General features: G+C 65.5%; 19 protein-coding genes and 1 pseudogene. 14 read left to right on the top strand and 6 right to left on the bottom strand.

Annotated features, from left to right (window positions below; translation table 11 throughout):
* Positions 1 to 5: 5 nt before the first annotated feature.
* From ABIC03_RS06190 to ABIC03_RS06180, 3 genes are read left to right on the top strand one after another with little or no spacing between them, the layout of a single operon-like run.
* Complete coding sequence (locus ABIC03_RS06190) at positions 6 to 752, top strand: 2OG-Fe(II) oxygenase (RefSeq protein ID WP_354056383.1); 747 nt, start codon at positions 6 to 8, stop codon at positions 750 to 752.
* A gap of 9 nt (positions 753 to 761) precedes the next feature.
* Positions 762 to 1415 carry a DNA oxidative demethylase AlkB gene (gene alkB, locus ABIC03_RS06185; protein ID WP_354057517.1) on the top strand — a complete coding sequence of 218 codons (654 nt, stop codon included), beginning with the start codon at positions 762 to 764 and terminating at the stop codon, positions 1413 to 1415.
* 54 nt (positions 1416 to 1469) lie between these two features.
* Positions 1470 to 2711 carry an MFS transporter gene (locus tag ABIC03_RS06180; RefSeq protein ID WP_354056381.1) on the top strand — a complete coding sequence of 414 codons (1242 nt, stop codon included), beginning with the start codon at positions 1470 to 1472 and terminating at the stop codon, positions 2709 to 2711.
* Here ABIC03_RS06180 and ABIC03_RS06175 read toward each other — a convergent pair.
* The 6 genes from ABIC03_RS06175 to hpaH form a co-directional block, all read right to left on the bottom strand.
* Entirely contained in the window at positions 2689 to 4317 is a 1629-nt protein-coding gene (locus ABIC03_RS06175) for a thiamine pyrophosphate-dependent enzyme (RefSeq protein WP_354056379.1), read from the bottom strand. The two genes, ABIC03_RS06180 and ABIC03_RS06175, sit on opposite strands and share 23 nt — an antisense overlap.
* A gap of 25 nt (positions 4318 to 4342) precedes the next feature.
* On the bottom strand, positions 4343 to 5212 hold the full coding sequence (locus tag ABIC03_RS06170; RefSeq protein WP_354056377.1) for a fumarylacetoacetate hydrolase family protein: 870 nt from the start codon (positions 5210 to 5212) through the stop codon (positions 4343 to 4345).
* A gap of 176 nt (positions 5213 to 5388) precedes the next feature.
* A complete protein-coding gene (gene hpaD / locus ABIC03_RS06165) occupies positions 5389 to 6372 on the bottom strand; it encodes a 3,4-dihydroxyphenylacetate 2,3-dioxygenase (protein ID WP_354056375.1) in 984 nt (327 codons plus the stop codon).
* Positions 6373 to 6477: 105 nt separating this feature from the next.
* A complete protein-coding gene (gene hpaE / locus ABIC03_RS06160) occupies positions 6478 to 8016 on the bottom strand; it encodes a 5-carboxymethyl-2-hydroxymuconate semialdehyde dehydrogenase (RefSeq protein WP_354056373.1) in 1539 nt (512 codons plus the stop codon).
* Positions 8009 to 8407 carry a 5-carboxymethyl-2-hydroxymuconate Delta-isomerase gene (locus tag ABIC03_RS06155; protein WP_354056371.1) on the bottom strand — a complete coding sequence of 133 codons (399 nt, stop codon included), beginning with the start codon at positions 8405 to 8407 and terminating at the stop codon, positions 8009 to 8011. Before ABIC03_RS06155 ends, hpaE begins: the two co-directional genes overlap by 8 nt.
* A 30-nt stretch (positions 8408 to 8437) precedes the next feature.
* Entirely contained in the window at positions 8438 to 9244 is an 807-nt protein-coding gene (hpaH, locus tag ABIC03_RS06150; RefSeq protein ID WP_354056369.1) for a 2-oxo-hept-4-ene-1,7-dioate hydratase, read from the bottom strand.
* A gap of 109 nt (positions 9245 to 9353) precedes the next feature.
* Here hpaH and hpaR point away from each other — a divergent pair, with 109 nt between their 5' ends.
* From hpaR to ABIC03_RS06095, 11 genes and pseudogenes are all read left to right on the top strand, one after another.
* Positions 9354 to 9872: a homoprotocatechuate degradation operon regulator HpaR gene (gene hpaR / locus ABIC03_RS06145; RefSeq protein WP_354057515.1), complete on the top strand. Its 519-nt coding sequence runs from the start codon at positions 9354 to 9356 to the stop codon at positions 9870 to 9872.
* A gap of 117 nt (positions 9873 to 9989) precedes the next feature.
* Positions 9990 to 11075, top strand: a complete 1086-nt coding sequence (locus tag ABIC03_RS06140; protein WP_354056367.1) for a malate/lactate/ureidoglycolate dehydrogenase — start codon at positions 9990 to 9992, stop codon at positions 11073 to 11075.
* Positions 11076 to 11216: 141 nt separating this feature from the next.
* Entirely contained in the window at positions 11217 to 11993 is a 777-nt protein-coding gene (locus tag ABIC03_RS06135) for an HpcH/HpaI aldolase family protein (RefSeq protein WP_035974924.1), read from the top strand.
* Between the two features lie 169 nt (positions 11994 to 12162).
* Positions 12163 to 13686, top strand: a complete 1524-nt coding sequence (locus ABIC03_RS06130) for a UxaA family hydrolase (protein WP_354056364.1) — start codon at positions 12163 to 12165, stop codon at positions 13684 to 13686.
* A gap of 186 nt (positions 13687 to 13872) precedes the next feature.
* Positions 13873 to 14394: pseudogene (locus ABIC03_RS06125) on the top strand (PAS domain-containing protein).
* Positions 14372 to 15676, top strand: a complete 1305-nt coding sequence (locus ABIC03_RS06120; protein ID WP_354056362.1) for a methyl-accepting chemotaxis protein — start codon at positions 14372 to 14374, stop codon at positions 15674 to 15676. The pseudogene ABIC03_RS06125 and the gene ABIC03_RS06120 overlap by 23 nt, the downstream one beginning before the upstream one ends.
* 287 nt (positions 15677 to 15963) lie before the next feature.
* On the top strand, positions 15964 to 19233 hold the full coding sequence (locus tag ABIC03_RS06115) for a transglutaminase family protein (protein WP_354056360.1): 3270 nt from the start codon (positions 15964 to 15966) through the stop codon (positions 19231 to 19233).
* Positions 19234 to 19260: 27 nt separating this feature from the next.
* Positions 19261 to 21786 (top strand): circularly permuted type 2 ATP-grasp protein, encoded by a 2526-nt coding sequence (locus tag ABIC03_RS06110; RefSeq protein ID WP_354056358.1) that lies wholly within the window; start codon positions 19261 to 19263, stop codon positions 21784 to 21786.
* Positions 21783 to 22661 carry a transglutaminase family protein gene (locus ABIC03_RS06105; RefSeq protein WP_354056356.1) on the top strand — a complete coding sequence of 293 codons (879 nt, stop codon included), beginning with the start codon at positions 21783 to 21785 and terminating at the stop codon, positions 22659 to 22661. The genes ABIC03_RS06110 and ABIC03_RS06105 overlap by 4 nt, the downstream gene beginning before the upstream one ends.
* 218 nt (positions 22662 to 22879) lie before the next feature.
* Positions 22880 to 23707: a metal-dependent phosphohydrolase gene (locus ABIC03_RS06100; protein ID WP_275170586.1), complete on the top strand. Its 828-nt coding sequence runs from the start codon at positions 22880 to 22882 to the stop codon at positions 23705 to 23707.
* 12 nt (positions 23708 to 23719) lie between these two features.
* The gene (locus tag ABIC03_RS06095; RefSeq protein WP_354056353.1) at positions 23720 to 24610 is read left to right on the top strand and encodes an alpha/beta fold hydrolase; all 891 of its coding nucleotides are present in this window, start codon (positions 23720 to 23722) and stop codon (positions 24608 to 24610) included.
* The last annotated feature ends 79 nt before the right edge of the window (positions 24611 to 24689 follow it).

The raw sequence follows: 24689 nt of genomic DNA, 5'->3' as shown, positions 1-24689 counted from the left end.
GGTGCATGACAGCAACAGCACGCAAATCGCCTCAATCCCCATCAGCGGATACTGCTGCCCACGTCGATGCCCTCGGCTGGCCCCAGATCACCGGCGAACTCGACACCCAGGGCAGCGCCGTCCTGAAGGGCCTGCTCACGCCGGATCAATGCCGCGCCGTCGCCGCGCTCTATCCCGACGACGCCAATTTCCGCAGCCGCATCGTCATGGGCCGCCATGGGTTTGGCCGCGGCGAGTACAAATATTTCTCCTATCCGCTGCCGGACCTGATCGCGCAATTGCGCCCGGCGCTCTACGCGCATCTCCAGGGCGTCGCCAATCGCTGGAACGAGGCGATGGGGATCGATATCCGCTATCCCGCCGCTCACGCGGCGTTCTTGAAGCGCTGCCACGAGGCCGGGCAGGCGCGACCGACGCCGCTGCTGCTGCAATACGAGGCAGGCGATTTCAACTGCCTGCACCAGGATCTCTATGGCGAGCACGTGTTCCCGCTCCAGGTCGCAATCCTCTTGTCCGAGCCCGGCCGCGATTTCACCGGCGGCGAGTTCGTACTGACCGAGCAGCGACCGCGCATGCAGTCCCGCGCCGAGGTGGTTCCGCTCGCGCAGGGCGACGCGGTCGCCTTCGCTGTGCATCACCGCCCGGTGCAGGGGACACGCGGCACCTACCGCGTTAATCTCCGCCATGGCGTCAGCCGGATTCGCTCTGGCCAGCGCCACACGCTGGGTGTGATCTTTCACGATGCGAAATAAACGCTGGCGCTGATGGCGGATTTGTTCGACCATGTCGCCGAAGCCCAGCCGTCGCGCGAGGAGATCGCCGACGGCGCTGTGCTGTTGCGTGGCTTCGTCAAGCCGATCGAGAGCGAATTGATCGAAGCGGTGCGCGCCATCGTGGCGCAGTCGCCGTTCCGTCGCATGACCACGCCCGGCGGGCATCTGATGTCGGTGGCCATGACCAATTGCGGCGAGCGCGGCTGGATTACCGATCATACCGGCTATCGCTATGATCCCATCGACCCGCGGACCGGCGCGCCGTGGCCGGCGATGCCGCCCGTGCTCCGCGATCTCGCCCGCCGCGCGGCGGAGCAGGGCGGCTTTGCCGGCTTCGCGCCCGATGCCTGCCTCGTCAACCGCTACGAGCCCGGCACGCGGCTGTCATTGCATCAGGACAAGGACGAGCTGGATTATTCAGCGCCGATTGTCTCGGTCTCGCTCGGCCTGCCTGCGACGTTCCTGTTCGGCGGCATGGCACGCAGCGATAAGCCGCGCCGCTTTCGGCTAGTGCATGGTGACGTCGTGGTCTGGGGCGGGCCCAGCAGGCTCGCCTATCACGGCGTCGCGCCGCTCGCCGAGGGCGAGCACGCGCTGCTCGGGCGGAAGCGGATCAATTTGACGTTCCGAAAAGTCCGCTGACGCGTTTCCTCGCAGCCCCCGCTCGTCTAAGCTTCCGGCGGGGGAGACGGCGATATGGCGACCACACAGCTCTCGGCCGGCACTGGCGCGGCCAACCGCACCGGCCTGTATCTGGCCGTGCTGCAACTGGCGTTCACGCTTGGCTGGACCACCTACGTCGTCTATTTGCCAAAGCTCGCGGCTGAGGTCGGCATCGCGCCGTCAGCTGTTATCTTCATCCTGATGCTGGACCAGGCGATCTTCACCATCGCCGATACCGTGATGGGGATCGCCGCCGACAAGATCGCTCCCCATCTCGGCAGGCTTGGCCTGTTCGTCGGGCTCCTGGCCGCGATCTCCTGCGGCGCGTTCGTCGCGCTGCCTTTCGTCGCAGGGCGCGGCGTGGCCGCGCAGGGGTGGTTCATTGCCCTGATCGTGGTCTGGTCGATCACCTCGTCCGCGTTGCGCGCGCCACCGCTGACCCTGCTCGGCAGATACCGCGCCCGGCCGCAGGTGCCGTTCCTCGCCGCGCTCGCGATGCTCGGCTATGGCGTCGCCGGCGCGGTCTCGCCCTATCTCGGCGTGGTGCTGCGCGAGCACGATGCGCGGTTGCCCTTCGTGATATCGAGCGCAGTGCTGCTGTTGACCGCGATCGGACTGTCACGGATCGAGCACGACGTGGCCCGCGACACCGCGCCGCCGACACCGGCCGAGGCAGCAAGGCCGCTTGGCCTCGTGCCGATCGCCTTCATCGTCGCGATGGTGGCGCTCGCGCTCGGCTATCAGTTGCACTTCGCTCTGAACAGCGCGCCGTTCTACCTGCGCTTTGCCAAGCCGGATGAGCTGCAATGGCTGATGCCGGTGTTCTGGATCGGTTTCAACATTGCGATGTTTCCGGCAAGCCTCGTCGTCAAGCACCGTGGCGGCGTAATCGTGATGGGCGCGGCCGGGCTGCTTGGAGCGGTCGCGATTGCTGCGGCCGAATTCGCCGGCAGCCTCAACACGCTGATCGTCGCGCAGTTTCTCGCCGGAGCGGCGTGGGGCTGCATGCTGATGAGCGCGATCTCGGCTGCGTTGGCCATCGGCTCGACCGGCGCGGAGGGAAAGGTGACCGGCCTCGTCTTCTCGGCGCTGGCCCTCGGGACCTTCGCGCGGATGGCGGCGGTCGCCGGCGGCTTGCAGAAAATGCCTGACTACGCGCCGCTGCTGCACTGGGCCCCGGTCGCCTGCTGGGCGGTCGCAGGCGCGGGCCTGCTGGTGATCGCGGCGGCGCGGCTACAGGGCGGCGTTCACCTCAAGGCTTCGGCGGGTGGATGAACGCCCACGGGCTGACTTCCGAGTCCCGCGTCACCTCGACCGAGATCAGATAGGGCCCGCCATGCGCAAGGGCCTTCTCCATCGCCGCCTTGAACTGGTCCGGCGCGGTGACGCGCGCGGATGCGACGCCAAAGGATTCCGCGAGCTTGACGAAATCCGGATTGACCAGATCGGACGCCACGACGCGGCCGTCAAAACGCTCGCGCTGGTCGCGGCGGACATTGCCGTAGGCGTTGTTGTTGAACACCAGCGTCACCACGCCGATGTTGAACTGCACGGCGGTGGCGAGCTCCTGCACGCCGAACATGAAGCCGCCGTCGCCGGTGATCGCCACCACCGGCTTGTCGGGATTGGCGACCTTGGCGCCGAGCGCGGTCGGGAAGCCCGAGCCGAGCGTGCCCTGATAGCCTGACGTGATGAAGGTGCGCGGCTGGTAGATCGGAAAGCCGTACCAGGATGCGAAACCGAACTGCGACAATTCATCGGTCACGATCGCGTTCGCCGGCAGCACCTCGCGCAGGATGTTGAGATACGCCATCTGCGGCTGGATGCGCTGGATCTCGGCTTGCGCGGTCGCAGTCGCCTCGCGGATCTCACCCCGCCGGCCGCTGGTCCTGGCAAAGCCGCCCTTCTTCACGGCGGTGACGAGATCGGCCGTGCCGGCCTTGGCGTCAGCGACGATAGCGACATCGGAGGCGAGCCGGCGCATCTCGGCCGGATCGATATCGACACGAATGGATTTCAGCCCCTTCGGCTGATACGGCCAGCGGAAGCCCGATGCCGGCAGTTCGGCGCGCGTGCCGATCGCGATCATCAAATCTGTTGTCGGCCACAGCTTGTAGGCCGCCGCCATCGTGAGTCCAAGCTCATGCGCGTTAGAGACGATGCCGCGGCCGCTGCGGAAGGCGACGACAGGCGCGTCGACCATCTCGGCGAGTTCGAGAATCTCCTCGCGCGCTTCGATCGCGCCGCTGCCGACGAAGATCATCGGCGCCTTGCTGTTCCTGATCAGCGCGGCCGCCTGCTTGATCAAATCAGGGTCGGGCTGCGGCGCGGGCAAGGGCTCCAGCACCTGTGCCGCAGCAGTGTCCGCGCGCTGGGTGAAGACGTCCCAGGGCATCTCGACCGAGGCGGGTCCGCGCCGTCCGGACGTCATCTCCTGGAAGGCGCGCGCGACGGTGGTCGGCGCGTTGCCGGGATACTCGATGCGGTCCGCCCATTTCACATAGGTGCGCAAGGTCGCGAGCTGGTCGGGCATCTCGTGCAGGTGGCCGCGGCCCTTGCCCAGAAACTGCGTCGGCACCTGGCCGGTGACGCACAGCACCGGCTCGTTGCAGCCGAACGCGGTGAGCAGTGCCGCGCTGGCGTTGAGCACGCCGGGACCCGGCACCACGCTGAACACGCCGGGCCGGCCGCTGGAGCGCGCATAGCCGAACGCCATGTAGCCGCAGGCCTGCTCGTGCCGCGCGCCGATCACCTTGAGCTGAGCCTGGTGGAAGGCGTCGAACAGGCCGTAGACCTGCGCGCCTGGCAGGCCGAACACGGTGTCGACGCCGTGAGCGACAAGCCCGCTTACGATCGCTTCGCCTCCGGTGAGGGTGGTCATGGCACTATTCCATTTCAATGGGTGTTCAGGCTTCGTCGACGACGCCGTTGCGTAAAGATCCGATGCCCTCGGCCGCGACTTCGATAACATCGCCGGGCTTTAGAAAACGCGGCGGATCGAACCGCGCTCCGGCGCCGGTCGGCGTGCCCGTGACGATGATATCGCCGGGGACAAGCGTCGCGAAGGTCGAGATATAGCTGATGAGATAGCGGAACGGAAACATCAGCCGGCTGGTGCGGTCGTCCTGCCGCAGCTCGCCGTTGACATGCGTGGTGAGGCGGATGTCGGCGATCTGCGATTCCTGCGTGTAGGGCACCAGCCACGGGCCGAGGCTGCCGCTGGAATCGAAGTTCTTGCCCTGCGTGACGTTGAACTTGGCATGGCGCAGCCAATCTCGCACCGAGCCTTCGTTGCAGAGCGTCAGCGCGGCGATGTGATCGAGCGCGGCGTGCTCGGCAATGTGCCGGCCGGCCTTGCCGATCACCAGCACGATCTCGCCCTCGTAGTCGAGCTGCGCGGATGCGCGCGGGCGCACCAGCGGCGTGTCATGACCGACGAAAGAACGCGGCGAGCGCATGAACATGCTCGGATATTTCGGCGCGTCCTGGCCATCCTTGTATTCGGCATTGCGGTCGGGATAGTTGACGCCGATGCAGATGATCTTTTCCGGCGCGGGTACCGGCGGCAGCCAGATGATATCGCCGAGCGCGTGATCGGGCGTGCGGCCGGCGGCTTCTTCGGCGAGGCTCGCGAGCTTTCCTGCCGCGATCACCTCGCGCAGCGTCGGATAATCTTTGGCGTGGCGCGCGGAGAGCTCGACAACGCCGCCATCGACGACGGCGCCGTACTTCGTTTCACCGTTGACGGAATAGGTGGCGAGGCGAGGGAGGTTCATGGACGGCTCATCATATCCTTGTCGTCCCGGCGAAGGCCGGAACCCATACCGCGTGATCTATCGAGTGCGCACAACGACAATCCCGAACGACCAACCTTCGCCAAACGTCTCCCTGTGGCTATGGGTCCCGGCCTTCGCCCGGACGACGGGGAGAGAGCTTTTGACAGTCACTGACATTAATCCGCCACCAGCACGTCGGCCACGAACTTCGGCTCACGCACGGCTTGCCCTGAGAACGGCGAGCCCTGCTCGAACCAGGAGCGCGGGGCCGGCGCGCCCCATAATGTCTGGCGGCGGGGATCGCGCAGCGACCAGCGCAGCGGCTCGTGGTCGTGATCGCCGGTGAAATAGTCGCTGGTATAGAGCTCGAGCCTGTGTCCATCGGGGTCGCGGACGTAGAGGAAGAACGCATTCGAGATGCCGTGGCGGCCGGGACCACGCTCGATGTTCTTCACGAAGCCTTGCGAGGCCATGACGTCGCAGAGATGGATGATGTTCATCGCCGTCGGCGTCCAGTAAGCGAAGTGGTGCAGCCGCGGGCCCTTGCCGTTGGTGATGGCAAAATCGTGGACATTGCCCTTGCGATGCATCCAGGCAGCGGCGATGCGCCCGTTCGGTCCGTCCTCCTCGGCGTATTCGGTGAGGCGAAAGCCGAGCCGCGCATAGAATTCGACGGTGTCCTGCACTTCGGCGGCGAACACGTTGAAATGGTCGAGCCGCTGCGGGTGGCATCCTCTGTAGAGGTCGTAGCGGCGCAGCAGATGCGGCCGCCGGTCCATCGACGCATACAGCTCGATCTGGAAGCCGAAGGGGTCGGTGAACTGCAACGTGCGGCCCTGGAAGGGCTGATCGACGAAGGCGTAGCCAAGACCGTTCTCGGACAGGAACTTCGCGGCCTTGTCCAGATCTCCGTCATTGCCGACTTTGAAGCCGAGGCGGTTGCAGGCAGGCGCCGCCGCCTTGCGCAACACCAGCGAGTGATGCTGATGCTCTTCGGCGGCGCGCAAGTAGACGACCTTGTCGTCGGCGTCCTCGACATGCAGGCCGACAACGCTTTCATAGAACTCGCGGCTGAGCTTCAGGTCGGTGACGTCCAGCACGGCGTGGCTGGAGCGGATGATGTTGAACGGCGGCTCGAAGATATGTTGCGGTACGGGCATTGCGTTTCCCCTCTCTAGACCCGGTCATTCCGGGGCGTTCCCTTAGGACCGAACCCGGAATCTCGAGGTTCCGGGTTCGCTTCGCGCCCCGGAACGACGGTGGCTCTAAATTCCCAGCTTCTGAATCTTGTGCGTGCCTCGCGCGAGCGAGACGTGCTTGGTTTCCATGTAGAAATCGAACGAGTAATCGCCGCCGTCGCGTCCGATGCCCGAGGCCTTCATGCCGCCGAACGGCGTCGGCAGATGGCGGACGTTTTCCGAGTTCAGCCAGATCATGCCGGCTTCCAGCGCATCAGCGACACGCAGCGCCCGGCCGACATCGTTGGTCCAGACATAGCCGGTCAGGCCGTAGCGGATGTCGTTGGCGATTTCGATCGCGTCTGCTTCGTTCTTGAAGGGCAGCACGGTGAGGAAGGGGCCGAACACCTCTTCCTGCGCCACGCGCATCTTGCCATGCGCGCCGGTCACCAGGGTCGGCTCGACATAATGTCCGCCACCGGGGCCGTCATAGGCCTTGCCACCGACGGCGATCGTCGCGCCGTCCTGGCGTGCGATGTCGAAATATGAGCAGACTTTTGCGAGGTGCCGCTCGTGGATCAGCGGCCCGATCTCGGTTGCGGGATCGAGGGGATGGCCGACCTTCAGCGCTTTCACCCGCGCGGTCAGCTTCTCGATGAACTTTTCGGCGACGCCGGCCTGGATCAGCAGGCGGCTCGACGACGTGCAGCGCTCGCCGTTGAGAGAGTAGATCATGAACACGACAGCATCGAGCGCGCGGTCGAGATCGGCGTCGTCGAACACGATCACCGGGTTCTTGCCGCCGAGTTCGAAATGCACGCGCTTCAAGGTCGGCGCACCCTGAACCATGATCGCTGAGCCGGTCGAGCTTTCGCCGACGAAGCCGATCGCCTTGATGGCGGGATGCTCGGTCAATGCCTTGCCGGCCTCTTCGCCAAAACCGTGCACGGTGTTGAGCACGCCGTCGGGCACGCCGGCTTCCTTGACGAGCTTCGCAAGGATAGCCGCCGTGATCGGCGACCATTCCGCCGGCTTGTGCACGACCGTGCACCCTGCAGCGAGGGCAGGCGCGATCTTCCAGGTCGAGAGCATGAACGGCGTATTCCACGGCGTGATCACGCCGACCGGGCCGATCGGCACGCGGGTCGAGACGTTCCAATGCTCGTCGCTCGGCGTGTTCTGGCCGTCGCGGGCCTCGCCGCATCGATCGGCAAAGAAGCGGAAGTTCTCGGCGGCGCGGATCGCGGCCTTTGCCATGAAGCGATAGGCCTGGCCGGTGTCGATGCATTCGAGCACCGCGATGTCCTCGGCATTGTCTTCGATGGCGTCGGCGACGCGATGCAGCAGCTTCTTCCGCATCGCCGGCGCCATGTCGCGCCAGGATTTGAAGGCCAGCGAAGCAGCGGTTGCCGCGGCGTCGATATCCTCGGCATTGCCGCGGGCGACGCTCGCGAGTGTCGCGCCGTCGACCGGCGATTTGGTCTCAAACGTTTCGCCTGAGATCGACGGCACGATCTTGCCGTCGATCATGTGGCCGATGCCGTCGGCGCGCAGCGTCTTCAGCAGCGGTGCGATGCGGTCGCGATTGGCCTGGAACACATCGGCTTTCGGCGTGGGCTTATCCATGGGCGGCCTCCGCTTTCAGGGCGTCGTGGATGTTGTTGCGCTTCCAGCTCGTGTCCTTGTCGTTGATCTGCATGTCGAACGAGAGGGCGAATTTCGAGCTTGCGAACACGGGATCGAGATGCCGGGAGAGCGCCTGGAAGACATGCTCGCCGGCCTCTTCGCGGGTTTTGAGGTCACGGCCTTCGCCAATGCGCAGCACCATGTCGAGAAAGCCGTAGTCCTGCCGCGCGTCCGCAATCGCATAATGCTCGCATTTGACGGCGCGGACGCGGATGCCGCCGAGCGGGAAGATGCCGGTCTCGACCGCCGCCTTGCGCACCACCTCGCACGCCGCGCCGATGTCGAGGCGGCTGTCGAGATTGGCCGAATATTCGATCGTGAAATGCGGCATCGCGGTTTCACTCCCTGTTTTCTTGTTCGTCTAAGCGAAGTAGCAGCTTACCGAGCCGTAGGCGCCATAATCGGCCTGAATTGTGTCGCCCTTGCGGGTCTCGATCGGACGGATGAAAGAGCCGGCGAGCACGATTTGTCCGGGCTCGAGCGCAAGGCCAAGCGGTGCGATCTTGTTGGCGAGCCAGGCAACGGCTGTGGCGGGATGATTGAGCACGCCGGCGGCAAGGCCGGTCTCTTCGAGCTGGCCGTTCTTGAAACAGAGCGCACCGATCCAGCGCAGATCAGCATCCAGCGGGCGGATCGGCCGTCCGCCGAGCACGATGCCGGCGTTGGCCGCGTTATCGGCAATGGTGTCGAAGATCTTTCGCGTCGCCTTAGTCCGGGGATCGACGCGCTCGATGCGCGTGTCCAGAATCTCCAGCGCCGGCACGACGAAGTCGGTGGCGTTGAGCACGTCGAACAGCGTGCAGTCGGGGCCAGCGAGGCGCTTGCTCATGACGAAGGCGAGCTCGGCTTCCACGCGCGTCGCGATGAATCGCTCCGTCGGGACGAGGCCGCCATCGGCGAAGAACATGTCGTCGAGCAATACGCCGGAATCAGGCTCGTTGATGCCAAGCGCGCTCTGCATCGCCTTCGAGGTCAGGCCGATCTTGTGTCCCCTGACGATGGCCCCTTCCGCAATCTTGACGTCGACCCAGGCCTTCTGAATCGCGTAGGCGTCAGCGATGCTGATGTCGGGAAAGTCCTGCGACAGCTGCCGGATCTGCGTACGGGTCTTCTCCGCCTGGTGCAGACGGCTCGCGCAAGCTCGGATATCGTCGTTGGAAAGCGCCATTTGTGATCTTACAAAATGTGGAGCTCGAAGATACTTAACATGTTAAGTGAATGCGTCAACGCCATTTTGGCTTGCTGCACTGCAAACGTTTTGCGGTTGAAGGGGCATCATCGTGAAGAGACCGGCTGATCCAGCGGACGACGGCGCCACCGCCGCGCGACAGGTGCCGATGCGCGATTTCTCGCGTTCGTTGCCGATGTCGTTGCTGCGGGCACGCGAAGCCGTGATGCGGCAATTCCGTCCCTCGTTGCGTGAGCATGGGTTGACCGAGCAGCAATGGCGCATTCTGCGCGCGCTCGCGGCGATCGACACGGTCGAGGTCACGGAACTCGCGCGCACCGCGTTCCTGCTCGGCCCGAGCCTGTCGCGCATCCTGCGCGATCTGGAGGCGCGCAATCTGATCGAGCGCAAGACCGCCAAGGCGGACCAGCGCCGCAGCATGGTCTCGATCTCGGAAAAAGGCGTGAAGCTGATGGCGTCCGTGGCGCCGTCCTCCGAAGCGATCTATGCGGAGATCACGCGCCGCTTTGGCGCGCGCAAGCTCGTCGAGTTGCAGGGGATGCTCGGCGAGCTCGAACAAAGTCTCGCAGGGCTCGGTGCCGGCGAGGAGGCAAGTGCCGAGGAGTGAAAGCAGATATGCGCGAGCGCGCGGCAACAATCATGGACATCGCCGCATTTTTTCGCTCAAGTGCCGCTCAAGCCGATGACTGCAAAATCGGCGCCAGGTAGAGGCAAACAGACCCTCATGGTCACCATCCAGGTTCAGAAGCTGATCGACTTCGTCACCGAGGTCTTCGCGCATGCGCAGTCGTCGCCTGACGAAGCCCGGCGCATCGCCACTTATCTAACCGCGGCGAATCTGACCGGCCATGACAGCCACGGCGTGATCCGCGTCCCCGTCTATATCCGCTGGCAGAAGAGCGGCGCGGTCGTGCCCAACCAGAACGCCGAAATCGTGCTCGACACGCCCTCGCTCGCGGTGGTCGACGGCAAGTTCGGCTACGGCCAGACCGTGACGCCGCAGGCGGTCCGGATCGGCATCGAGAAGTGCAGGAAGGCGGGACTTGCCGCCGTCGCGCTGCGCAATGCCGGCCATATCGGCCGCGTCGGCGATTGGGCCGAGATGGCCGCCGCCGAAGGACTGATCTCGGTACATTTCGTCAATGCCGCGGGCTCGCTGCTGGTGGCGCCTTTCGGCGGCGTCGAGAAACGGCTCTCCACCGCACCCTATTGCGTCGGCATTCCGCGCGAAGGCCAGGATCCGATCGTGCTTGATTTTGCGACCTCAGTCGTGGCCGAAGGCAAGGTGCTGGTCGCGAGCCGCGGCGGCAAGAAGCTGCCGAAGGGCGCGCTGGTCGATGCCGACGGCAGCCTGAGCGAGGAGCCGGCCGTACTCTACGGCCCCTACACGCCGGACGGGCCGCGCGATCACACCAAGGGAACGGGCGCAATCCGTGCGTTCGGCGAGCACAAGGGCTCGGGCCTTGCCTTCATGTGCGAGCTGCTCGGCGGCGCCTTGACCGGAACCGGGGCCACGTCCGGCGGCCGCCGCTTCGCCAACGGCATGCTGGCCTTCTACGTCGATCCGAAAGTGGTCGATACCTCCCATGTCTTCGACGCAGAGGTGTCGCGCTATGCCGACTTCATCCGTGCCACCAAGCCGGTGGCCGGGGTCGACCAGGTGCTGATTCCCGGCGACCCTGAGCGGAAAACCCGGGCTGAGCGGACCCGAAACGGCATCCCCTTGCCGGATGACACCTGGGCGGCAATAGTGAATACCGCCCGCGAGGTCGGCGTCAGCGAAGTCAGCATCCAGAGGGCGACCGCATAGGTCTTGCGTCATTGCGAGCGTAGCGCGACGCGCCAGTTCGCGGTAACAGCGGTTGTGCTGTCGCGACGCTCGTCATGGTGACGATGGTCCAAATCACACGGTCCAAATAACACGGTCCGAACAACAAAGAAGGAAGGCAACGTGGCGAACAAGGTCAAGGAAATCTGGAAGTCGGGCAAGGCCGTGGTCAACGCGTGGCTCGCGATTCCCTCCGGCTTCTCGGCCGAGATGATCGCGCAATGCGGCTTCGACAGCGTCACCGTCGACATGCAGCACGGCGTGCAGGATTATCTGTCGATGGTGCAGTGCTTCCAGGCGATGGACAAGCATCCGATCACGCCGATGGTCCGCGTGCCCTGGAACGAACCCGGCATCATCGGCAAGGTGCTCGATGGCGGCGCCTATGGCGTGATCTGCCCGATGGTCAACACGCCGCAGGAAGCCAGGAACCTCGTCTCCTATTCCAAGTACCCGCCGAAGGGCGTGCGCTCCAACGGCCCGATCCGCGCCGGCATGTACGGCACCGCCGGCTCCTACCAGAAGACGGCCAACGACGACATCGTGCTGCTGCCGATGATGGAGACCAGGACCGCGGTCGAGAACATGGAAGCGATCTTCGACGTCGAAGGCATCGACGGCGTCTATATCGGCCCGTCCGACCTCGGCTTCTCCTACGGCCTCGAGCCGAAGCTCGATCGCACCGAGCCCGAGATCCTCGCGATCTACGAGAAGATCATCAAGGAGTGCGGCAAGCGCGGCCTCAACCCCGGCATCCATTGCAGCGGCGCCGAGGGTGCTGCGCGCGCCATCAACATGGGCTTCAAGCTGGTGACGCTCTCGAACGAGGTCGGCCTGATGACGACCTACGCCAAGATGCAGGTCAACGCCACCCGGAAGGATTCCGGCGGCAAGGCCTGATCTCTCTCTGTGTCCCGGACGCGGTGCGGCGCGTAGCGCCGCTCCGCAGAGCCGGGACCCAGAAGCCAGTGAAGCACATTACGTAAACAACTGGGCCCCGGCTCAGCAGCGCACCGTTTCACGCTGCGCTGCGTCCGGGGCACGATAGTTTCGATACAGGAGACCTCCCATGACTATCAGCCCCGTCATTCGCCTGCATCCCGATGATGGCGTGCTGATCGCGCGCGCGAGCCTGCCGCCGGGAACGGTAGTCGCCGACGGCGTGACCACGGTCGAGCGCATTCCCTCCGGCCACAAGGTCGCGATCAAGCCGATCGCAGTCGGGGAGCCGGTGATCCGCTACGGCCAGATCATCGGCTTTGCGACCACGCCGATCGCGCCGGGCCAGCACGTGCACGTGCAGAACTGCGGCATGGGCGATTTCGCCAAGGACTACGCCTATTGCGCCGACGTCAAGCCGACGCCGAATTTCGATCTGCCGGCGAGTTTCGAAGGCATCCGCCGCCCGGACGGCCGCGTCGCCACGCGCAACTATATCGGCATCCTCACCTCGGTGAATTGCAGCGCGCATGTCGCAAGCCTCGTCGCCGATGTGTTCAAGAAGAATCTGTTCACCGGCGACAATCCGCTGGCCGATTTCCCCAATGTCGACGGCGTGGTCGCGCTGACCCACAAGACCGGCTGCGGCATGACGCAGAACGAGCCGCTGGCGCTGCTCCGCCGCACGCTCGGCGGCTATGCGCGGCACGTGAACTTCTCTCATGTCATCGTGCTCGGCCTCGGCTGTGAAGTGAACCAGATCGGCGGCCTGATGGAGGAGCAGAAGCTCGCGGGACGTCTGCGCGCGATGGACATCCAGGAGGTCGGCGGCACCCGCAAAACGGTGGAGGCGGGTATCGCCTTCGTGCGCGAAGCACTTGCGGAGTCGAACAAGGTCAAGCGCGAGTCCGTCCCGGTGAGCGAATTGACCGTGGCGCTGCAATGCGGTGGCTCGGACGGCTATTCCGGTGTCTCTGCCAATCCGGCGCTGGGTGCGGCCAGCGATCTCATCGTGCGTCACGGCGGCACCGTGATCCTGTCGGAGACGCCGGAGACCTATGGCGCCGAACATCTGCTCACGCGCCGCGCCGTCAGCCGCGAGGTCGGCGAGAAGCTGGTCGATCTCATGCGCTGGTGGGACGAATACACGACGCGCGAAGGCGCCGAGATGAACGCCAATCCGAGCCCGGGCAACAAGGCCGGCGGTCTCACCACCATTTTGGAGAAGTCGCTCGGCGCGATGGCGAAGGCCGGCACCACCAATCTCGTCGAGGTGCTGCGCTACGCCGAACCCATCACCAAGAAGGGTTTCGTCTTCATGGACACGCCCGGCTACGATCCCGTTGCCGCGACCGGGCAGGTCGCCGGCGGCGCCAATCTGGTCTGCTTCACCACGGGTCGCGGCAGCGTGTTCGGCTGCAAGCCGGCGCCCTCGATCAAACTCGCCACCAACACGCCCATGTACAAGCGCATGGAAGAGGACATGGACGTCAATTGCGGCACCATCCTCGAAGGCGAGGAGAGCGTCCAGCAGTGCGGCCAGCGCATTTTCGATCTCATCCTCAAGACCGCGTCCGGACAGCCGACCAAGAGCGAGAGTTTTGATTTCGGCGGCGCCGAGTTCGCGCCATGGGTGTTGGGCGCGACGATGTAGTCCCCTCGTTGCGCGTCGGCGGTAGCCCCACACTGCAAGCGACGCTCCTAAGTAATGATACGGAGCCGTCAAGTGATCACGGGCGTTCCCGCGGTCACACCTGATTAACATCTTCTGCCGTAATCCCTGGAGCGATGCGAGCTCCACTCATGTGGGGCGTTCGCCCTTCGTGAGGATTCATCAACGATGACGCGTGCGATACGGCCGACCGGCGTGGAACATCTCCTCGGAGAGGAGGAGCTGATCGTGTCGAAGACCGATCTCAAGGGCCGCATCACCTACGCCAACGATGTCTTCATCCGCATGGCGAAGTACTCCTGGAAGGAGCTGATGGGCGCCCCCCACAGCCTGATCCGCCACCCCGAGATGCCACGCTCCGTCTTCAAGCTGTTGTGGGACACGCTTCGGTCCAGGCAGGAGATCTTCGCCTACGTCGTCAACCTCGCGAAGGACGGCAGCCATTACTGAGTGTTCGCCCACGTCACGCCGACATTCGACGAGCGTGGCAATATCGTCGGCTATCACTCCAACCGTCGCAAACCCGATCCTGCGCAGATCGAGCGTATCAAGCCGATCTATAAGGCGCTGTGCGCGGAAGAGGCGCGGCATGCCAATGCCAAGGACGGCATGCATGCGAGCTTCGAGGCGATGGTCGCGCTGCTCAAGCAACAGGGTGTCGGTTACGATGAATTTGTGCTCTCTCTCTAAGGCGCAAGGAGCGACCGCACTCGCATCCGTTCTTGCCGTCGTTGCGTTCGTGCTCTCGCTCGCCGGTGCGGCCGGAATTTCCGGCGCGGCGTTGTTGGGCGTTACGGTCTTGCTGCTCGTCTATGCCGTCTGGTGCCAGCACCGCACGACGGTGGCCGTCGACGAGGTGGCAGACGTGTGCCGCAAGGCAGCACGCGGCGACCTCGAGGCGCGCATCCTCAGCATCCGCCAGGCGGGACGGATCGGCGCCATTCAGAAGTCGGTCAACGACATGCTCGACATCACCGATGCCTATTTGCGGGAAGCTTCGGCGTCGATGGACTATGCAAGCCGCGGTAAATATTTCCGCAAGATCCTCGCGCGCGGATTACCCGGCTCGTTCCGCCGTTCAGCCACCGTCATCAATTCCGGCACCGACAGCCTCGGCCGTCGCGTGGTCGAGATCGCGGATCTCGCAAAACAGTTCGGCACGCATCTGGACCAGGTCGCCGGCACTCTCATGGGCGCGGCAACCGATCTCGAATCCGACGCCGGGCAGATGGCGGCGGCGGCCGAGAAGACCAGCCGGCAGACCTCCGGCGTGCTCAGTGCGTCCGACCAGGCCTCGCGCAACGTCGCCACCGTCGCGAGCGCCGCGGAGCAGCTCGCATCATCGATCGCCGAGATCGGCCGCCAGGTGGCCGGCTCGACCACGAGCACGGGGCGGGCGGTGAACGAAGCCAATCGTGCCGGCAGCGAGATTCGCACGCTTGCGGATGCGGCGATGCGGATCGGCGACGTGGTCAAGCTGATCAGCGAGATCGCCGAGCAGACCAATCTGTTGGCGCTCAACGCCACCATCGAAGCCGCGCGAGCGGGCGAGGCCGGCCGCGGCTTCGCCGTGGTCGCATCCGAGGTCAAGAGCCTCGCCAACCAGACCGCGAAAGCGACCGAGGAGATCAGCGCCAAGGTCGGCGAGATGCAGCAATCGACCACCAATTCGGTCGCCGCCGTCGAGGCGATCGCGCAGACCATCACCGAGATCAACGGCATCACCGCCTCGATCGCGACCTCGATCGAGCAGCAGGGTCTCGCCACCCGTGAGATCGCCCGCAACGTCCAGGAAGCCTCGGCCGGCACCTCGCAAATGTCCTCCAACGTCACCGGCATCAGCGAAGCCGCCGCCGATACCGGCCGTGTGGCGAGCCGCGTCCACAGCGCCTCCGAACGCGTCCATGGCGAGGTCGAGACGCTCCGGCGCGAGGTGACGCAGTTCCTGCAACGGCTGACGTCAGCGGCGTAAGACATCGCGGAGAGGACGCGCATTCTTCCCCTCTCCCCTTGTGGGAGAGGGTGGCTCGCCGCTCAGCGGCGAGACGGGTGAGGGGTCTCTCTCCGCGCGCACCTCTCACGCCGGAATTCGCGGAGACGTACCCCTCATCCGGCGCTTCGCGCCACCTTCTCCCGCAAGGGGAGAAGGAAGAAAGCGACCGCCCGCACCTTGCGTAGGCACCCTTTGCCCGTTGTTAGTGCTTGATCGAGGTCACCAGCGGTGTTCTGCTCAAAAAAGCTGCTGGAGTACCGCACCCCGTGTCGATCTACGTCGCATTACACCACGTCACGCACTACAAATACGACCGCCCGATCGATCTAGGCCCGCAGACCATTCGTCTGCGGCCGGCGCCGCATACCCGCACGCCGATCCTGAGTTATTCGCTCAAGGTCACTCCGGCCAATCATTTCGTGAACTGGCAGCAGGATCCGCTGGGCAATTGGATCGCGCGTTACGTCTTTCCGGAGAAGACGACCGAGCTCAAGATCGAGGTCGATTTCACGGCGCAGATGACTACGGTCAATCCGTTCGACTTCTTCGTCGAGCCCTATGCCGACAGCTTTCCGTTCGAATATACGCAAGATCTCAAGACGGAGCTCGCGCCTTATCTCGAGACCGTCAAGCCCGATCGGCTGTTCGCGAAATATCTCGACACGATCCCGCCCGAAGCCCCGAACACCGTCAATTTCCTGGTCGATCTCAACAGGGAGTTGCAGAAAAGGATCGGCTACGTCATCCGCATGGAGGCGGGCGTGCAGACGCCGGAGGAGACGCTTTCCTCCGCAGCCGGCTCGTGCCGCGACTCCGCCTGGCTCCTGATCCAGACCTTCCGTCACCTCGGTCTCGCCGCCCGTTTCGTCTCCGGCTATCTGATCCAGGTCCGTCCCGACATCGATCCGATCGAGGGGCCGCCGGAGGTTGAGAACGATTTCACCGATCTGCACGCCTGGGCCGAGGTCTACCTGCCGGGCGCGGGCTGGATCGGCTTCGACGCGACCTCGGGCATGCTCGCGGGCGAGGGCCACATCCCGGTCGCCGCGACGCCGCACTACCGCTCCGCGGCGCCGATCTCCGGCGGCGCCGGCTTTGCCGAGGTCGAATTCGCCTTCGACATGAGCGTCAAGCGCATTCGCGAGGCGCCGCGCATCACGAAACCGTTCTCGGACGAATCCTGGATACGGCTCAACGATCTCGGCGAGCAGGTCGACGGCGATCTTGCCGCGCAGGACGTGCGTCTGACCATGGGCGGCGAGCCGACCTTCGTCTCCGTCGATGATCTCGAAGGCGCCGAGTGGAACACGGACGCCGTCGGTCCGACCAAGCGCGGGCTCGCCGACGATCTGATCCGCCGCCTGCGCGCGCGTTTCGGACCCGGGGGCCTGCTGCACTTCGGTCAGGGCAAATGGTATCCCGGCGAAAGCCTGCCGCGCTGGGCGTTTGGCTTGTACTGGCGCAAGGATGGCGTGCCGATCTGGAAGAATGCCGACCTCATCGCCAGCATCGAAAATCCGCGGCCGGCGCAGGCCAAGGACGTCCAGGCGTTCGTGGAAGGCACGGCGCTGCGGCTTGGCCTCGATCCGGGCTACATCATGCCGGCCTATGAGGACACCGCGTACTGGCTGCAGAAGGAATCCGAGCTTCCCGTCAACGTCGATCCGTCCGATTCCAAATTGTCCGATCCGGAGGCCCGCGCGCGCATGGCGCGGGTGTTCGAGCAGGGGCTCAATAATCCTCGCGGCTTCGTGCTGCCGGTGCAGCGCTGGAATGCGGCACCACGCTGGCGCAGCGAGCGCTGGCAGCTCCGGCGCAGTCATCTGTTCCTGATGCCGGGGGATTCGCCGCTCGGCCTGCGCCTGCCGCTGGACTCGCTGGGCTATGTCCCGCCCGATCAATATCCCTACATCGTCGAGCGGGATCCGATGGAGGCCCGCGGCAAGCTGCCGGTGTTCAGCCTTCCGGCGCGTCCCGACTCGCCGGAGCGGCTCGAGCCCGAAGAGCTCAACACCTCCGTTCCGGTTCGCACCGCGATGTCGGTCGAGGTCCGCAACGGCGTGCTCTGCGCCTTCATGCCGCCGGTCGAGCAGATCGAGGATTATCTAGAGATGATCGCGGCGCTCGAAGCGACGGCCGAGGAGATGCAGCTCCAGGTTCACGTCGAGGGCTATCCGCCGCCATTCGATCCGCGCGTCGACGTCATCAAGGTGACGCCCGATCCCGGCGTGATCGAGGTCAACGTCCAGCCGGCAAAGAACTGGCGCGAGGCGGTCGAGATCACCGCCGGGCTCTATGAAGATGCCGGCAAGACACGCCTCGGCGCCAATCGTTTCCTGGTCGACGGCCGCCATACCGGCACCGGCGGCGGCAATCACGTCGTGGTCGGCGGCTCAAGCCCGCAGGACTCGCCGTTCCTGCGCCGGCCTGATCTGTTGAAGAGCCTGGTGCTGCACTGGCAGCGTCATCCGTCGCTGTCCTATTTCTTCTCCGGCCTGTTCATCGGCCCGACCAGCCAGGCGCCGCGCATCGACGAAGCCCGCCACGACAGCATTTACGAGCTCGAGGTCGCGCTCACGCACGTGCCGCCGCCGGGCACTCAGGCGCCGCTGTGGCTGGTGGATCGCTTGTTCCGGCATCTCCTCGTCGACATCACCGGCAACACCCATCGCGCCGAGATCTGCATCGACAAGCTCTATTCACCGGACGGCACGACCGGCCGACTCGGCCTGGTCGAATTTCGCGCGCTCGAAATGCCGCCGGATCCGCGCATGTCGCTGGCGCAGCAGCTGCTGATCCGCGCGCTGATCGCAAAATTCTGGCGCGAGCCGCAACAAGGCAAGTTCGTGCGCTGGGGCACCGCGCTGCATGATCGCTTCATGCTGCCGCACTTCATCTGGGAAGATTTCCTCGAAGTGCTCACCGAGTTGAAGCAGTCCGGCTATCCGTTCGAGCCTGAATGGTATCTGGCCCAGCTCGAATTCCGCTTCCCCGCCTTCGGCCGCATCCATCATGGCGGCGTGACGCTGGAGCTGCGGCAGGCGCTGGAGCCCTGGCACGTGCTCGGCGAGGAGGGCTCGGCCGGAGGCACCGTGCGCTATGTCGACTCATCGGTCGAGCGACTCCAGGTCAAGGCGGAAGGCTTCGTCGAGGGCCGCCATATCGTCACCTGCAACGGCCGTCGCCTGCCGATGACCGCCACCGGCCGCTCCGGCGAAGCCGTGGCCGGGGTCCGCTTCAAGGCCTGGCAGCCGGCCTCAGGCCTGCATCCGACCATTCCCGTTCACGCGCCCCTGACATTCGACCTCATCGATACCTGGAACGGCCGCTCGCTCGGCGGCTGCGTCTATCACGTCGCCCATCCCGGCGGCCGCAGCTACGACACCAAGCCGGTCAACACCTACGAGGCCGAGGCGCGGCGGCTGGCGCGCTTCCAGGACCACGGCCATACGCCGGGCCCGATGCAGCCGCCGCCTGAGGAACGCACAAATGAGTTTCCGCTGACCCTCGACTTGCGGACCCCGCTCCTGCAATGAGTATGATGCGGGGGCAGGGAGAGGCGCATGGCCGAGGGCGCAGCCGAAGAGGACGACAAGGCGGGTAGGGCGCAAGGTCAACGTGATGGCCAGCGCCGCTTTGCGCAATGGGTCCGCGACTACAAGCGCCTGCCCGGCATCCCCGACGAGTTTCTCGGCCCGGACGGCAAGCCCCGCGCGGTCTGGAGCCGCTTCTTCGACGCCTTCGGCGCGCTCGCGCCCGACGAGGTCGAGCGGCGGTTCGGCATGGCCGACCGTCATCTCCGCGAGGCCGGCGTCACCTATCGCGCGCCCGGCGAGAGCGCCGACCGGCCCTGGTCGATCAGCCATCTGCCGCTGCTGATCGACGAGGCCGACTGGAAGCAGCTGTCCGACGGCATCACCCAGCGCGCCGAGCTGCTCGAGCTCGTGCTGCGCGACATCTATGGCGAGGGCCGCCTCGTCGCCGAAGGCGCGCTGCCGGCGGCTGCGATCGCCGGCAGCCCCGAATATCTCCGTCCCGTCTGCGGCGTGCCGCCGCCGGGTGGACGCTATCTCTCGCTTTATGCCGCCGATGTCGGCCGCGGGCCCGACGGCCGCTGGTGGGTGCTCGGCGACCGCACGCAGGCGCCGTCGGGCGCGGGCTATGCGCTGGAGAACCGCCTGGTGCTTTCGCGCGCGTTCTCGGATCTCTACAAGTCGATGAACGTGCCGCGCGTCGCGCCGTTCTTCGAGGCGTTTCGCGACAGCCTTCGCGCGCGCGCCGACCGCGACGAGCCGCGGATCGGCGTGCTCACGCCGGGCAGCTTCAGCGAGACCTATTTCGAGCACGCGACGCTGGCGCGCTATCTCGGCTTCCTGCTGGTCGAGGGCGACGATCTCGCCGTCAGCGACAACCATATCCACATTCGCACGGTTGCGGGTCTCAAGCGCCTCGACGTGCTGCTGCGCCGCGTCGATTCCAATTCGCTCGATCCGCTCGAGCTCGATGCCTCCTCGCGGCTCGGCGTGGCCGGCCTGATCGACGTGCTGCGCAAGGACGGCGTCGTCGTCGCCAACATGCCGGGTTCGGGCGTGATGGAGGCGCGCGCGATGCTCGGCTTCCTGCCGGCGCTCAGCCGCCGCCTGCTCGGCGAAGAGCTGAAGATGCCGCACATCGCGACCTGGTGGTGCGGCCAGCGCTCGGCGCGCGACGAGGTGCTGTCGCGGCTCGACGAGGTCGCGATCGAAGGCGCCTATCGGCGCGGCGTTCCCGGTTTCGACAGCAATGGTCCAGTGCTCGCGAGCGAGCTCGATGCCGCCGGGCGCCGGCGCCTGAGCGACGCCATCGCCGCGCGCGGCATGGACTATGTCGGCCAGGAGGTGGTGCGGCTCTCGACCATGCCGGTGTGGGAGCAGGGGCAGATCACGCCGCGTCCCTTCGTGCTGCGCGTGTTCGCAGCCGCGACGCCCGACGGCTGGGCCATCATGCCCGGCGGCTTCTGCCGGATCGCCGAGCAGCCGGATGCGCGCGCGGTGTCGATGGGCGACGGCGCGCGTTCCGCCGACGTCTGGGTGGTCTCGGACAAGCAGGTCTCGAGCGCGACGCTGCTGCCCGCCACCGACAAGGTGCGCATCCGCCGGATCGCCGGCGTGCTGCCGAGTCGCGCGGCCGACAATCTGTTCTGGCTCGGCCGCTACCTCGAACGCGCCGAGGCGACGCTGCGGCTGGTGCGGGCGCTGGGCTCGCCGAGCGGGCCCAACAAGGGCACCGCGGCCTCGCTGCAATCGGCCGAGCGTATCCAGCGCCTGCTGGTGACCTGGGGCGCGATCTCGCAGACCTCGCGCGCGGCGCCCGGCCGCATCGTCGCCGAAGCGCTGCAGAGCCCGGAGCGTTTCGGCTCGGCACTGTCGCTGGTCCGCGCGGCCCAGCGCACGGCGACCTCCTTGCGCGAGCGGCTGTCGCCGGACGCCTGGCAAGTCATCACCGAGATGGCCGAGCGGCTGGCCGTTGAGGTCGAGGACGACGACAGCGTGCTGAGCGCGGCCGAGCTGACCTTGCAGGAGCTCGCGAGCTTTGCCGGCCTTGCGCACGAGAACATGAACCGCGCCGCCGGCTGGCGCTTCCTCGATATCGGCCGTCGCACCGAGCGCGCCATCAACACGACGCGTTTCGCCCGGCAGTTTGCCTATGACGAGGCCGGCGACGAGGATCTCGATATCCTGCTGACGCTGGTGGATTGCCAGATCACCTACCGCTCGCGCTATCTGCTGGCGCCGATCCTGGCGCCGGTGCGCGACCTCGCCGTGCTCGACAGTTACAATCCGCGTTCGGTGGCGTTCCAGGTGACGGCGCTGAACGAACACATCGCCGCACTGCCGAGTCTGAAGGAGCACGGCCTGATCGAGAAGCCGCAGCGGCTTGCGGTCGCGATGCAGGCGATGCTCGCGACCGCGGAGGCCGAGAAGCTCGAGGTCAAGACGCTGTTCGCATTGGAGCAGGATCTGCTCAGCCTCGCCGACGCGGTCGGGCAGCACTACTTCCCGCACGGCCCCAATGCCAGCCGACCGGAAAAGCTGACGGGGCTCGCGTGATCTACGACATCCGTCACGTCACAACTTACGAATACGAGAGTCCGGTCAGCTTCGCCCGCTGCACGCTGCGGCTGGAGCCGAGGAGTGGCCATGGCCAGGAGCTGATCTCGCATAAGGTCGAGATCCGTCCGCGCCCCGCCGAGCGTAGCGTCCGGCGCGATTTCTTCGGCACCCTGACCGAGAGCGTCGTGATCGAGGCCGCGCATCGCACTCTGCGCATCGATTCCCGCTCTCGCGTGAAGGTGTCGCGCCAGCCGCCGGCGCGCGCCGCTGCCAGTCCGGGCTGGGAGAACATTCGCGACATCGCCTTCGAGGCGACGAGCCTCGGGCCGTCCTCGCCGGTCGGCTATGTCTTTGCGAGCCCGCTGGTGCCGGTGCTGGGACCGGTTAGTGCCTATGCGGCGGAAAGCTTCGCGCCCGGTGCGGGCGTCCTCGCCGGGGCGGTCGATCTGATGCATCGCATCCGCACCGAATTTCGCTACGACCCCAAGGCGACGGTGATCTCGACGCCGCTCAACGAGGTCTTCGTCAAGCGCCATGGTGTCTGTCAGGATTTTGCCCATGTGATGATCGCGGGCTTGCGCGGGCTGGGCCTGCCGGCGGCCTATGTCAGCGGATATCTGCGCACCATTCCGCCGGCGGGCCAGCCGCGCCTGCAGGGCGCCGACGCCACTCATGCCTGGGTGTCGCTGTGGTGCGGGGAGGAGCTTGGCTGGGTCAATTTCGATCCGACCAACGATCTTATGGTCGCTGGCGACCATATCGTGCTCGCGGTCGGCCGCGACTTTTCCGACGTTTCGCCGGTCGACGGCATCATCGTCGGCTCGCCGAAGCAGAAGCTCGACGTCGCGGTCGACGTGCTGCTGGTGGAATGATTGCGAGTCCTGCCGTGCCCGCGACGCCCTAGCCTGGGTGTATCGAACCGGCACCGCAACTGCGATATCGCGGGGCAACAACCGCAAACATATTTGCGTGTTTACGCCCCCGGGTTTTGCCAGTCGGCCAAGATGGGCTATGCTGGCGCCTGCGTCGAGGACGAGAATGAGACGTCGGGAGTTGATGTGGGACACCACCGACAGACGGGGCTGCATCCATGATGACGTTACCGAGACTGGCGGCGGAATCCCTGGAGAAGACGCTGGGTTCGTTCATGCGCCGCAGGTACGGCGATTCTCCGGCAAACATCGTCGAGAGCGCAACCCGCACGGCGATGGAATGCATCGGAAACAGCGACGCTCTCTATCATAATGTCGAACATACGATGCTGGTCACGCTCGCGGGCCATTCCATCCTGAGCGGCCGGTATCTTCATATTCATCTCTCGGCCGAGGATTACGTCCACGTCCTGATCGCGTGTCTTGCCCATGACATCGGCTATGTCCGCGGCTTGTTCGAAGAAGATGACGAGGACGGTTTTTTGGTCGATGCGGCAGGCACCAAGGTCTCCCTGCCCCGCGGCTCATCAGATGCCAGCCTGATGATGTATCATGTCGACCGATCCAAGCTGTACGTCATGCGCCGGCTGCAGCACATTCCAGGGCTTGATCCGGAACGCATCGCCCGCGCCATCGAGGGCACGCGGTTTCCGGCCCGGGAAGGCCAGGACTATGACGACGACGCCTCGATCCTGCGCGCCGCCGATTTCATCGGCCAGCTCGGCGACCCCAATTATCTGCGCAAGGCCAACGCGCTCTACTACGAATTCGAAGAGGTCGGCATGAACCGCCAGCTCGGCTACGATTCGCCGGCCGACATCGTGAACCGCTATCCGCAGTTCTATTGGAATAGCGTCGCGCCGCACATCCAGACCGAGATCGGCTACCTCAATAAGACCGAGATCGGCCGCCAGTGGATCGCCAACCTCTACAGCAACGTGTTCCGCGCCGAGCGCGACATCACGTTGTCCGGGCCGCAAAAATAGCTTCGCCTTGTAATGCAACAAAAAACAATTACCACCGATATCCTCGACATCGCCTATCGCGAATACGGCGCGCCGGACGGCTGGCCCTGCATCATGGGTCACGGCTTTCCCTACGACGTCAACGCCTATGCCGAGACCGCGCCGATCATTGCGCAAGCGGGCGCGCGGGTGCTGGTGCCCTGGCTCCGCGGCTACGGGCCGACGCGATTCCGCTCCGCTGCGACATTGCGCTCCGGCGAGCAGGCGGCGCTGGGCGCCGATCTGCTGGCCTTCATGGATGCGCTTGGAATCTCGCGCGCGGTCGTCGGCGGTTACGACTGGGGCGGGCGCGCGGCCTGCGTGGTCTCGGTGCTGCATCCGGAGCGCGTGATCGCCCTCGTCTCGGGCAATTCCTACAACATCCAGAACATCGCGCGTTCGATGGAGCCGGCTTCGCCAACGGAGGAGGCGGCGCTCTGGTATCAATATCTCTTCCACAATGAGCGCGGCCGCCGCGCGCTGGAGCGCAACCGGCGCGGTTTTGCGCGCCAGCTCTGGTCGATGTGGTCGCCGAAATGGGCGTTCGACGACGCGACGTTCGAGACCAGCGCAATCTCGTTCGACAATCCTGATTTCGTCGATGTCGTGATCCACTCCTATCGACATCGTTACGCGCTGGTCGCGGGCGATCCCGCCTATGCCGCGATCGAGGCGAAGCTCGCCGCCCAGCCGCCGGTTCGGGTGCCGACCATCGCGATCGACGGCGACAGCGACGGTGTCAATTCCGGCACCGCGCACCATGCACGCAAATTCGAGGGCTTTTTCGAGCGGCGCGTCTTTACAGGGGCCGGCCACAATTTGCCGCAGGAGCGGCCGGCCGAATGGGCGCGGGCCGTGCTCGATGTGCGGAAAGCGGCCTCATAGAGCCGGGTTTCTCGTCCCTCAGTCTTGCCGCTCTCGCGGATTCCAATTTTTCCTGATCCCGGGAACCTTTTCCAATCGC

Source organism: Bradyrhizobium sp. RT6a (assembly GCF_040547675.1).
Classification (GTDB): Bacteria; Pseudomonadota; Alphaproteobacteria; order Rhizobiales; family Xanthobacteraceae; genus Bradyrhizobium.
This window is presented reverse-complemented; position numbering and strand designations above follow the sequence as displayed.